This is a genomic window from Shewanella sp. NIFS-20-20, assembly GCF_019209865.1.
Taxonomy (GTDB): domain Bacteria; phylum Pseudomonadota; class Gammaproteobacteria; order Enterobacterales; family Shewanellaceae; genus Shewanella.
This window is the reverse complement of record NZ_JAHUTT010000047.1, coordinates 19,144-31,488: the sequence shown is the minus strand read 5'-3', so window position 1 is coordinate 31,488 and position 12,345 is coordinate 19,144. Positions and strand designations below refer to the sequence as shown.

9 protein-coding genes are annotated in these 12,345 nt (G+C 43.2%); all 9 read right to left on the bottom strand.

Annotation, left to right across the window (positions count from 1 at the left end; genetic code table 11):
* Positions 1 to 140: 140 nt before the first annotated feature.
* On the bottom strand, positions 141 to 968 hold the full coding sequence (locus tag KU855_RS14040; RefSeq protein WP_256261045.1) for a transposase: 828 nt from the start codon (positions 966 to 968) through the stop codon (positions 141 to 143).
* 363 nt (positions 969 to 1,331) lie between these two features.
* Positions 1,332 to 2,504: a hypothetical protein gene (locus KU855_RS14035; RefSeq protein ID WP_218530906.1), complete on the bottom strand. Its 1,173-nt coding sequence runs from the start codon at positions 2,502 to 2,504 to the stop codon at positions 1,332 to 1,334.
* Positions 2,494 to 3,222, bottom strand: a complete 729-nt coding sequence (locus KU855_RS14030; protein ID WP_218530905.1) for a hypothetical protein — start codon at positions 3,220 to 3,222, stop codon at positions 2,494 to 2,496. The genes KU855_RS14035 and KU855_RS14030 overlap by 11 nt, the downstream gene beginning before the upstream one ends.
* Before the next feature lie 2 nt (positions 3,223 to 3,224).
* Positions 3,225 to 4,907: a glycosyltransferase family 2 protein gene (locus tag KU855_RS14025; RefSeq protein ID WP_218530904.1), complete on the bottom strand. Its 1,683-nt coding sequence runs from the start codon at positions 4,905 to 4,907 to the stop codon at positions 3,225 to 3,227.
* 24 nt (positions 4,908 to 4,931) lie between these two features.
* Complete coding sequence (locus KU855_RS14020) at positions 4,932 to 6,947, bottom strand: hypothetical protein (RefSeq protein WP_218530903.1); 2,016 nt, start codon at positions 6,945 to 6,947, stop codon at positions 4,932 to 4,934.
* A 296-nt stretch (positions 6,948 to 7,243) separates the two neighbouring features.
* Positions 7,244 to 8,998: a polysaccharide biosynthesis/export family protein gene (locus tag KU855_RS14015; protein ID WP_256261044.1), complete on the bottom strand. Its 1,755-nt coding sequence runs from the start codon at positions 8,996 to 8,998 to the stop codon at positions 7,244 to 7,246.
* Between the two features lie 3 nt (positions 8,999 to 9,001).
* Complete coding sequence (locus KU855_RS14010; RefSeq protein WP_256261043.1) at positions 9,002 to 10,249, bottom strand: lipopolysaccharide biosynthesis protein; 1,248 nt, start codon at positions 10,247 to 10,249, stop codon at positions 9,002 to 9,004.
* Positions 10,206 to 10,874, bottom strand: a complete 669-nt coding sequence (locus KU855_RS14005) for an ABC transporter ATP-binding protein (RefSeq protein ID WP_218530902.1) — start codon at positions 10,872 to 10,874, stop codon at positions 10,206 to 10,208. The genes KU855_RS14010 and KU855_RS14005 overlap by 44 nt, the downstream gene beginning before the upstream one ends.
* A complete protein-coding gene (locus KU855_RS14000; protein ID WP_218530901.1) occupies positions 10,871 to 11,692 on the bottom strand; it encodes an ABC transporter permease in 822 nt (273 codons plus the stop codon). Before KU855_RS14000 ends, KU855_RS14005 begins: the two co-directional genes overlap by 4 nt.
* Between the last annotated feature and the right edge of the window lie 653 nt (positions 11,693 to 12,345).

The window sequence follows — 12,345 nt, the reverse complement described above, 5'->3', positions numbered from 1 at the left end:
TAGAGCATCCGTTGCTAACCAAGGAGGCGTTTCAGTCTTACCAAGCATGCAATGCCAACTAGACCACAACCATTCATCAGGTGAATTCACCATTTTGGCTCTTACTGGGTTTAAAACGATGTATCTGAGTGGTGCAAGGGTCAGGTCTTGAATTTTGCTATAATGCGACTGATTTGTGAGTAATGCAGTCCAAAATGATCACCTATCTGTTTTTGCGTATAGCCACCAGAAGCATAAGCATTAACTATCGCCTCATGTTGTCCCACTGCCTGCGACAGGTATTCATCGAGAGTTAACGGGGTTGCAGTGCGTTGTTTTAACGGGATTTCAAGTAAATCACCTTCTAGGTCATCTTGCATGGCTTGATGCCTAACTACAAAAGCCTCATCACCTAAAAATATTTGATGCTGTAAATCATCCCAAATCGTTTTACCTACGCCACAATTAACAAACTCAATATATGATTCAATTGCATCATGGCGATTATTAGAAAATAAGCGCAATAGAGCATCCGTTGCTAACCAAGGAGGCGTTTCAGTCTTACCAAGCATGCAATGCCAACTAGACCACAACCATTCATCAGGTGAATTCACCATTTTGGCTCTTACTGGGTTTAAAACGATGTATCTGCATAATTCTAATAAGTAAGTATCTTTATCGACCAAAATGGCCTTATAACGCCCTTGGAATAAATGCCCTACTTTATGATGTTTACGATTTATCGATTGAGTAAATACACCATTTAATTGCCTCATTCCTTTGCTGAGGTTGGCATCAGGCGTCTCCACCAGCAGGTGATAATGATTGGTCATCAAGCAATAGGCATGAACTACCCAGTTGTATCGTTCGCAAACATCAGATAACACATTCAAAAATAACTCGAAGTCATCTTCTTGCAAATAGATAGGCTTACGCGCATTACCTCTGGAAGTCACATGGTAAAGCGCACCAGCAAACTCTAATCTCAAAGGCCGACTCATTTTTTGCACCTAAAAGAGAGAACAATAAAACAAATCTAGTTGAGATTAGAGAAAGTGCAAAAATCAAGACCTGACCCCGAAGTTTGGACCCCGAAGTTTGGACCCCGAAGTTTGGAAGTTTGGACCCCGAAGTTTGGAAGTTTGGACCCCGAAGTTTGTGACCCCGAAGTTTGGACCCCGAAGTTTGAAGTTTGCGAAGTTTGGACCCCGAAGTTTGTGACCCCGAAGTTAGACCCCGAAGTTATGACCCCGAAGTTCTTGTTCGAATGCGAAAAAGCCTTGCAATTTGACTGTAGAGATAATTCATCAATTGAATGATAATTCTGAAATGTACATATATCATTCATATTATCAATTAAAAAGTTCAACTCTGGCTCTTGTGGAAAATGTTGAACAGAAACCTTGGCTGAAGATTGGATGCTTTGTTACACCAATTCGGAATCCATTTGTCGCTAACCAGTGAATTATTTTTCCGTCAATATGTTCATTATGTGGTTTTCCATCAAACGCATTCATTACCTCTTGCGCACAACCATTAGTTATGAAATAGCCATCAAAGCCTGAAGCTCTACCATTAAAATGAAAATTTTCTATACCATCAAAATCCCTGCACTCTTCATTTAATACATTATGCCTATTTGCACATAGAACGAAGTCATATTTACCGTTAGCATTATCTAAAAATTTTGTATCATGACAAAGTCGACTCAGGAATGCATCAGACTCAGTTACGAGTGCATAATCATCACGGTGTGCAATATCTTCAATAATCTTAAGGTGTGATAAAGATGCACCAACAATTCCCTTTTGACCTTTGCCACCTAATAACTCTAGAGATTTAGTCGTCAATCTATCAGATTGAATACCAATTGATGGAATAAGTTCCATTCGACTCGAACTAAATAGTTTCTTCTGCAATTCTATTTGATTAATCGTATAGAAGTTGAAAAGTGAGTATAGCTTTAACTTTTCATCACAACATTCATTCCCAATGTCGATACAATAACCAGACAACTCACTTAAATATTGACTGTCACATTTTCGACTTAATGAATGCAATCTTTCCCACTCATTAAGCTGCCAATAAACACTCATTGCAAAATCATAGTTTGCACTTGATATCTCAACAAGCTTATTAGTCATTTCCAATGCAACATCAATATGTCCAAGAGCAATGTTCGATTTAACTTTTGCCCTTTCTACCCAACCAAAAGTAAGTTCACGAGCAAGTTCAAGTGATTTTAATTGCAACTCATATTCACCAACAGACAGGTAAATATATGAGGCAATTTCTATATAAAGCAACTCATTGATCTGGGGACGTATTAAACCAAGTCTCTCAATGGTTTCCTTAACTCCCTTCTTGGCGAGCATTAATTTGAAAAAACAGAATACATATAAACTGTCGAAATCAGCGAAACTAGAATGTTTTACATTCTGTAACTCATTGATTTGCTCATCATCCAAATATTTTAATGCAATTACATCAATACTTTTTATCTTATTTAGCAGTTCAACATTCATATTTTTTTATCTCATTTAATTTCATCATCAAAGAGAAGTCAAACTTAGAGTATCCGGCAATCTCCTGAGACTCAAGTGTCACTTTAGGTGGCCACTTCTTAGTAAATCCTTCATATATTGTCTCTAGAGTTTCGATTTCCTTCATCCAACCCTTATCCCTCTCAACACAAATCATCGGATAATTACTTCTTTTAGAATGTACTGCAAATCTCAAATCTACATATTTCTGAGAGCCACGCATAAAGTCGAGCTTAGGACATTGCCAGCCTTTACAGTGGATTGTACCTGTTCCCAATTGGTTAACCATTCTATCTGTTTTTAAACCTAGCTTAAACGTGAAAACATTTCTGTGACTCTGATTGCCATCGAAAAAGTCGGAGTAAATAACTCCATGATAACCAATTATTGGATTGAGAGATGCGTACTTTTGCCACTTATGCATACTATACTCGATATAATCATCTGGATAAATAATATCATCGTCCACATAAAACACATCATCTTCGGCGTTATATTCAGATATGAACTTTCCGACGTCTTTGAAATCCTCATCTGGTATAACTGCTTCTACATTAGGTATAGATTTTAAAAACTCAGGAATATGTTTAAATTCATTTAAGCACAATACTAGTTTATCCACCTGCTTGGCAACTTGTGGAACCGTTATTTTGATTACCTCTTCTCTGGCGGGGTAAGTAGCCATATTAGCGATAATCATAATCAGTACTCCGTAACTCGACTTTCTGGCATATAAATATTGATTTCTTTTAACTTACCATCAACAATCTGATCTGTGATGATTTCATCACCTAACAGTCGCTGTTTTGCAGAGATTTCAGAGTAAGCTAATCTTCTGGGTGCTACATATCCTGTATGCTCAGCATTTAAATTAGCCATTTTTGTCAATGACCCACTCCCCCATAGACCAAGAATAAGAGGGTTATCAAGGTGCACTATCTGCTCTGTGGGTAAACTATTTTTACAGTACTCATAAAATTCTGTATCAGCCGCAACTAATGATTGTCTGAATTTTGAAATACTCTTCATGTATTTTGTTGTTACCATCGCAGATACCACACAAAACCGCTTCAGAATGCCGTCAACAAAATAGACAAACTGACCATCAGGCATAATCCTGATCCATCTGCAGAAGCATAATGTTGCGTTACTGTTATTTATTGCTTCTACTTGACTCTGGATCCTGGTTGGTAGCGCGAAGTCATCAGAGTCTTGGAAGGTGATATACTTACCTTCTGCTCGCTCAATCATATGGTTCCGAATATTGTATGTACCTTGATTATTGCTGGAGCTGAATACCTTGACCCTTGAGTCACGGTCTGCAACAGCTTTTGCAATATTCAAAGTGTTGTCAGTGCTATTATCCTCACATACGAGAATTTCAATATTCTTATATGTTTGATTAAGTAAAGACGTTATCGCATACACAATAGTTTCTTCAGAGTTATAGGCTGACATAATAATGCTTACTTTGCCTAAGTCCGTCCATTTTTCATGCTTGGCTTTAATGTCAACCTTAGACAGACTATTTTCTGCAAAATACCTAAGGCTAAAGTTAATGTTACAACCTTCCTGATTTAAGTATGACCCGACAATCGCACCATATCTGGCACTATCACCCTTCCTCGCATAACCATTAGCCATAAGCATCTTCAGCTCAATGTTTTTGGTCATCAACTCAGAATTATCCATTAGAAGATCAATAATTTTGTCGTTGTTCTGCAGATCAAATATAGCATTTTTATTTATCTGCTTGTATCCACTAACATCAATGGGCAGTTCAAGCCAACTTGCCATCTTTGACTTAGGAAAGTCGAGCTTGAATAGCAACTCTATCTTTTCATTTATAAAATAACTCAGTAGTTCAATGTCATCTGTCAAAAGTAGAACATTTTTTATATGAGTATTTAAAATGTTTTGTAGTCTTTCAATAAACTGATCATGATGTAGCGTCAGATACTTTATGACTCCTACATAGCTTTCAAGACAGCCTGTCTTTCTCAGGAATCCCGCATACTCTAACAAGTAGCCTAATTCATTCTTTTTTATTCTACCGGCATAATCATGATTTAGCTGAGCTAGCTCATTTTTTACCACTGAGTTTTCTGAAAGAACGCGAGTCGTTTTTGAAATCCGTCCTTCCTTTTTTCCATTTTGAATAAAATGTAATAGAGGGTTAATCCCTGCAGCAGTTACGTCTGAGTTGCTCTTTAGGTAGTAGTTAGTGTCAAACTCGCTGGAAGGATTACGCCCCATCTTCCAACCATATTCGAGATAGTGGTCTAATGGGGAGAGATTGTTCTTTTCTACATCCGGATACTGCTTCAAATACCACTCGGCATCAAACAGACCACTGTTTTGAATTTCTTTAATCAGACTTTGCATAGTGTTCAATAACTTCAATAATTTCTAAAACGGCAATTGAATGTGCTTAAGCAGGCGGCTCTCTTTATGGCCAAACTTGAGATAGTGGAACAATGGGTTCATTCCTGAGTTTTTCACATCCTGATGGGTTTGCAGGTACCAGTTACCGTCAAAAGCAGCAGACGGGTTGGCCCCTAATTCCACAGCCTTTTCCAGATAGTGACCCGCAGCACCATGCTTGTGCATTTTGGCCTCAGGGTATTGAGCCAGATACCAGGCTTCATCAAACAGTTCTGATTGACGGATAAGCTCTACATCTTTGGCAAACTGGCGGGCTTTGGCGCGTCGTTGTTTGGCGGCTTTATAGCTGTTTTTGAGTTTGTCGCTAACGGCGCTGGCTGGCGGCTGGGTTAGCAGCAACTGCGCCGCCTGCATTTCGTTGATAATTGCCTCAAACTCCTGCTCTTTTTGCTGCAGCATATTGGTCAGGGTGGCCAGCTCATCGAATCTGTCATTCAGTGATTGCTGCAGGTTCAACTCAGATTGCTTCAGCTGAGATATCTTGTCTGCGGCTACCTGTTGATCCCGCTCCAGCAGCGCATTCAGCTCTTGTTGCTTTTTCAACGCGTTATTGGCGGCGGCTAACTGATTTTTGACGGTACTCAGCTCCTGCATTTTTTCAGCCATCTGCTTGTCATGCTCAACTTGCAGTTCACTCAATTTACGCTTGGTAATGTGTAATTCATCAGCCTGCTCTTTAGCCTTCGCGGTCGCTTCGGAAGCCTGCTTTTGTGCTTGATTGAGGGAGTCTTTCAAACGACTGTTGTCAGCTTGCTGTTGAGTTAGCCTGGCATTCAGTTGTGTACTGGTTTCGCTCAACTGCTGTTTGCTGGCGCTTGCTTCAGCTCTGGCCTTTTCCAGCTCGACTCTGGATTGATTCAGTTGTTCACGCAGTGCTTGATTGTCCTGCTGCAAGGTTTCCAGTCTGTGCTCTGCATCAACCAGCATCTGCGTCAGCTTGGCCAGTTCATCAAAGCGGGCGTCTATGTCTTGCTGCAGTTTGGCAACATCATTGGCCGCCAGTTGACGACTTTGCTTCAGTTCCAGCAATTCTTTATCTAACCTGGCTTTCTCTTGCTCGAGCTGCTGCTTCTGCTCGCGATTGGCTGCGGTTTCTTCACCCAAGGCAGTTAACTGCTCTGCCAGCTGAGCTTGGTGCGCTTTTGCCGACGCAATCTCATCGTTTGCCTTAGCCAGCGTTTCAGCCATGGCCTGCTTGGCACCCTGAATTTGCTGGATGTTGTGAGTTTGCGCTTGTAACTCGGTAGTTAGCTCATGAACCCGGCGCTCATACACCTGACGCTGCCAGGCATCTTCATTGGCACTGCCCAAGCGACCATAGATGTTCTGAATCAAACGCTGAGCGCTGACATCTTTGGCCTGATTGATAAGTAGCTCTAGACGCTCCGGGATTTGCTTACCCATGCAAAGTAAAAGCACCCCCTGGCCCTGAGTGAGCTCAAATGACGGATAGGTTTTACGTAAAAAGCTACACAGCTTGCGAACATTACTGAGCTTGCTGCCATGAATAAGTACGACAGCGTTATCTGTCAGCTTCTTCTGCAATTCGGCTCGCCCGGCTTCAGAGGCCAGCATCGGGCTGTCATGCTTGAGCAGCAGCAGGTCGATGCTGGCATCGTCGAACTCGTTGATAAATTCCTGCTCGGGCCAATCAGACAGATGAGAAAACTCGCGATAATGATCGTGGTTATAAGCTGTGACTTTATTGACATCACACTCTTTGCCAAATGCAGCGTAAGTGAAGCTGTCCAAATTCAGCTTATCCACAGCCTGACAAATGGCGAAATAACCTACTGCGCTGTTGAGGTTAGGTTCGACCACAGTTTTTGGCTGCAATACCTCCGCCAACCAAAAATAGAATGGAATATGCTGCAACCACTGAGACTCAGACAAGTATCTTGGACGCCAGAACATGACTTTGGACGACAGGGTTGGCAGGTGATGTTCAGATGTTGTGATTGTGTGAGATGGCTCTGTCATATCAATATCCTTTTGAAGTTGAACCTGAGCTGTAACTTGAACTTGTTGCGTCATGGATTTCGACTTTCTGTGTTTGAACTGTTTAACTTTCATAGGTTGGCTGTCTGCGGATTAGCACTGAGTTGTTAGCTCGAGATGGGGTTTTCTTAAGGGCTTAAAAACTTTGGACCACGGAGCGCTTCGCTTCTCAGAGGACACGGAGGGTAAGACCAAGAGCAGTTGTTGCTTCTGCTTTTCTCTGTGACCTCTGTGTTCTCTGTGGCCTCTGTGGTAGATCGCTTTTTCGGTTGCGATGGTTATATCGACAACACCACCGCAGCTGACATGGCGATTTGGAAGATAATTTGAGTAATATCTTTAGCAAACTGCATGCTCTTTTCATCAGGCTTTGATAACACAAAGATTTCATCACCGGGCTCGATGATGCTCTCTTTAGTCAGCACCTCATTAGCAGTGATAAAGCTGCCATTAGGTTTCATCACTAAAATATTCATGTCATCGATATCGCGGTTAGCACCTCCCGCTTTAGCAATAAAGTCTTCAGCATTCATCTCATTGCTGTAAGCAATCGCGGTGGGGAACATGACCTCACCGTGAATGATGACTAAATTACGCTTGGCGGGGATCACTATGGTATCGCCCTGCTGCAGGATGATTTGACTTAAATCACTGTCGGCACTGAGTAATACCTGACCTTTAGGTTTGACTTGGCGCGCTTTTTCAATCCATTTGAGGATAACTTCCCCCTCGGCTAAGCGCAGCTCGGCGGCCTCTTTGGTGTTAGAGCGGGTGGTTAATACCGATTGCTCAAGGTTAGATAATGAGGCTTGCAGCATGTCGTATTGCCTGTCGGCCACTGATTGGCGAAATAACTGCACCGCACCTTGATTAGATAACCGCGTAAATTCAGTGTTACTTAGCAAGTCTTGCAGGCTTGCCCCCCAGGGTAATACCATTTCTTGGGCTGAGTTATGCTCACCAATTAAATCGATGCTAATCGAGTTGGCCCTAAGTTGCGCCGACACTTTAACGATGGCACCGGGGCTGACTTGAATATTGCCAGCTTGATTAATCGAATACTGCAGCGCATTAACTTGGCGATTACCGCCTTTTATAGGCCCTTTGCTATGTGTTTTATCTAGCTCAGGGCTGTTATCTAGCTCAGGGCTGTTATCTAGCTCAGGGCTGTTATCTAGCTCTGCCGCCACTATGGTGATATGGGTGGCTTGCTCATCGGCCACGACTGCATCGAGTATTGGCTTTAACGGATTGGCTTGATTACCGCTGGGCTTAAGTTCATATAAGCCCTGAAAGCCGACTTTACCCTCAATGCTAATCTCGCCTTGCTTAGGGCCGATAAAAATGACATCGCCATCTTGCAGCTGCAGTGCCGGCATGGTGCCGAATTGTAAAAATTGATACAAATCGATGTTTTGCAGCAACTTATTACCACGCTTGACCTGAATGTTGCGATAGCTGCCAATATCATTGCGAATGCCGCCAGCCTGATCGATAAAGCGCAATACGCTGTCGGCGCTTTGGCCTTCATACAAGCCAGGCTGACTGACCATGCCAGATAAAAACACCTTGACGGTTTGGCTCGACATTAAGGAGGCATACACTTCAACGTTAGACTTATACACCCGCTTAACACTATTAAGAATGACCTTATTGAGCTGGTTATTGCTAATGCCCATCACCTTAATCGGGCCCACTTTAGGGATAAAAATATTCCCTTGAGGGTCAACAGTGACTTCGGCTTGATAGTCAATACCGCCCCACACCTGCACCAGTAACTTATCGCCTTGGGTAATGCGATAGTCTGGGTTAGTGGCAGAAAATGAATACTGGCTAAAACCGCCATTAAACAGCCAACTGCCATAACGTGGCAGCCCGTTTTTAGCGTCAGCCATGCTGGCCACTTGTTCGGCATTGGCGTCTTGGGTTAACGATACAGCAGCTTCGGCGCTGCTGGTAAACAGCAGCGGCATCACCACTAAAGGTGCGATGAACCAAGGCCGTAAGGCCGCGGTAAAAGTAGACATACGCATAAATTATTCTCTGTGTTCTTTGATCACGGCGACCGCGAGACGACCAATAAAGTAAATCAATAGCAGCACCGCAAACCAAGTGATGATGCTATAACCACGTTTGGGATAGGTATCTTCTTCGGCGAGCCTTGGATATTCAACTATCAATAAATGCTTGAGCTTCTTATAAGCCTCAGAGCGCACCAGCTCTAAACTGGTTAAGGCCGACGCATACAGGTCGGCGCCTAACTTGGCATTAAGCTCTATCTCTTTAAAGTCGGCGCCCAATTTATTAAGTGACGCCTGATCTTTGCTGGTAAGCTTGCTTTGCTCTTGCTGCAACTGCTCTGTTAAGGCATCAATACGGTATTGCAAGGCACGCACTTCGGCAGTGTCGGCTCGCATATAGGCTTGTAGCCCTTTTAATTCGGTCTGCTGGCTAATCAGCTCTGCCTCCAACTGATGCACTGCGCTGAGCAAGGCACCACTTTGGGTTTCAGGGCTGAGCAATTGGTGCGTATCTTGAAACGCAATCAGTTTAACTTGCTGTTGCTTGAGTATGTTATGCGCCCGCTCAACTTCCGTTTCAGCATAACTCAATTGCTGCTTGGCCATCTTCAGCCCGAGCTGATTAATAAAGGTCTCGCTTAGCTCAAGCAAGCTGTTAGCCAGCAGCAATGAATAATCAGCATCAAAACTTTGCACTTCAACCAGCACTATTTCAGACATTTCATCATAAATGACTGAAATTCGTTGCTGATAGTACTCAAGATATTCTTCTTGAGTGCTGTTGGCTTTAAGGCGACTTAACGCATCCCATTGCGGCTGTTCAAAGTGGGCTTTTAAACCGACTGATTTATCCAGTGCCAGCGCCATTTCAGATGACAAAATGTATTTTTGAATAATTAGCGCGTCACGGGTTGCAGGCGATGCCGCGCCAATAGCAGCCAGCCCAGGTATGGCTAGCTGGTTATCATCGGCTTGCTTAACCACAAACTGGGTTTGACTGGTATAGCGCGGTGAGGCAATAACTGAGTAGTACACCACCACTAATAATGAGGCCAACAAGACTAAAATAAACGAGCCGAGTTTTGCCCAGGTGAGGTACAAGGTCTTTCGGGTGCCAACATAAGCTTTAGAGTCGACCAGAAATAACTTTGGATCGCGCTTAAATTTGCGCAGCTTTCGCTGCATTGGGCTTAAATGCTGCTCATCGGCAACCGGGCGTTCAATTTTTGACATAGGTACTTTGGTACTCTTGGATGGCATCATCTAACTCATCGTAATAACACAGGTTTTGATTTTTAATCACCACACCTGCTTGGCAGAATTTTTTAAGGCTACTCAGTGAATGATTGACCATGACTAACTTGGTGCTTTGATATTTACTCAGCAGTAGTTGCTCACTTTTTTTACGAAAATTGGCATCACCCACTGCGCCAAGCTCGTCAATCAGTAACACATCAAAGTCAAAATCAAAGGCCATGGTGAGGCCAAAAGTAATGCGTGAGCGCATGCCGCTAGAATAGTTTTTAACTGGCTCATCGAAAAACTTACCGATTTCAGCAAAGTCTATCACCCGCTGCTCTATCGGTTTGGTGTCTTTATAGCCATGGATACGAGCCACAAAGCGCACATTTTCACGCGCTGTCATAGAGCCTTGTAAACCACCCTGAAGCCCAAGCGGCCAAGAGATATTTTGGGGTGACCAAATTTTACCGCTGTTGGGCATATCGGCGCCGCCCATCATGCGGATTAAGGTCGATTTGCCGACACCATTGGGGCCCAAAATGGCAATATTTTTATCGGTAGGCAGTGATACATTGAGCGACTTAAACACATAGTGGCGCCCTTGCTTGGTGGTATAAAATTTACTGACGTTATCAAAGTGGATCATGAAGTAATAAACCGTTGGCGGTTAATTTGAAAAGTCATTAACCCTAAACTAAAACTGGCTACGGCCCACAGGCTCAAGTATTGAAAGTCGCCAATGGGAGTCACATACGCACTAAAATAGGCGGCGCGGCTTAATTCGGTAATATGAAACACTGGGTTCCACTCAAATAAGTACCAATATTTTGGCGGGATCATGGTGGCACAAAACATCACGCCCGAAATAATCATCATTGGCATCATGATCATGCCCACCAGCTTGCTGGTGTCTTTCCAGTAGGTCACGGCACTACACAGCATTAGCCCAAGGCCAACGGACATCACCACAGTCAGGCTACTCACCGCCAATAACCCCAGTGGGTCGGCTGGCAGCACATCAAAGCCCAACCAAGCCATAATCGCCATCAGTAAGCAGTAGACAATCACAAAAGTCACCACCTCAATGAGCACCCGACTTATAATCGGGTCCATAGCAGTCACTTGGCGATAACTGAGCAGACCTTTGTTGGCTTCTATCGCGGCGGTTAATTGCGGCAATAATTTGCTGAATAATTTAAAAGGTAAAATCGCCACCAGCATAAACATGGCCACAGGTATGCCAGATAAGCTATTGCGACCAATCAAGGAAAACATTAGCGCCATAATACCCGCTTGCGCCATCGGTTCTACTAAGGCCCAAAAGTAGCCTAGGCGGTTACTGCCAAAACGGGTTTTTAGCTCGCGAATAATTAAGGCAAAAACCACATCGCACATGATTTGCCAATGGCTTCGACTTGGTGGACGGCTAGCTCGCGCATTTGATTCTGGATTAGAAGTAGGCATAACACCGCATGTACTTAAATAATGTATATATTACACATTCTTGCAACAAATTACGTTAGCGAATGACTGAACTGCCGGAGTGGCGTATTTTTCGGAACAACTTGCTTCACCGCAAGTGACGAGCAACAACCGCACAAGCAAAAGCACTCTATTAAAGGCTTTGTGTATGTGATCTTTTCTCGCTGTTCTCTGTGGTGAGCGCACTGTTAACTTTGAGTGTTTAAAAATCCAAAGCGTTGCAGCACGGAGGCCACCGACCGTTGCACTCCACGAAGAAGAACAATGGCAAAGTTAGACGCATGAAAGTTAAAAAACAATCAGTGTATTGTTGATAACTCACCAAGGATTCAAAAAAAAAGCATGGCTACCGCAGGGACATTGCAACTTTGAGGTTGTAATGCCGCATGATTGAACTGCCAACTACTATCTACTTGGAGGTACCACCGAGGACGGCTAATTACATCTACAGCCAAGTGAGGCTTGGTGACAACAAGCATTACGCATTTCGCGCAATTCAAATACCAAATTGTGGATTGGGAGATTAACGCCAACATCTCCAGCCGAATGTAAAATTGCGGCGTTGAGAATATGCTAAGGCTTAAAATAATAAACAGGTGTTTTAAATATCTCGTTGAAGATCCCTGTTAGCTCAA

Excerpts from the sequence above, each read along its gene's own strand:
- KU855_RS14035 (WP_218530906.1), bottom strand. The coding sequence starts at position 2,504 with ATGAATGTTGAACTGCTAAATAAGATAAAAAGTATTGATGTAATTGCA.
- KU855_RS14030 (WP_218530905.1), bottom strand. The coding sequence starts at position 3,222 with ATGATTATCGCTAATATGGCTACTTACCCCGCCAGAGAAGAGGTAATC.
- KU855_RS14025 (WP_218530904.1), bottom strand. The coding sequence starts at position 4,907 with ATGCAAAGTCTGATTAAAGAAATTCAAAACAGTGGTCTGTTTGATGCC.
- KU855_RS14020 (WP_218530903.1), bottom strand. The coding sequence starts at position 6,947 with ATGACAGAGCCATCTCACACAATCACAACATCTGAACATCACCTGCCA.
- KU855_RS14015 (WP_256261044.1), bottom strand. The coding sequence starts at position 8,998 with ATGCGTATGTCTACTTTTACCGCGGCCTTACGGCCTTGGTTCATCGCA.
- KU855_RS14010 (WP_256261043.1), bottom strand. The coding sequence starts at position 10,249 with ATGATGCCATCCAAGAGTACCAAAGTACCTATGTCAAAAATTGAACGC.
- KU855_RS14005 (WP_218530902.1), bottom strand. The coding sequence starts at position 10,874 with ATGATCCACTTTGATAACGTCAGTAAATTTTATACCACCAAGCAAGGG.
- KU855_RS14000 (WP_218530901.1), bottom strand. The coding sequence starts at position 11,692 with ATGCCTACTTCTAATCCAGAATCAAATGCGCGAGCTAGCCGTCCACCA.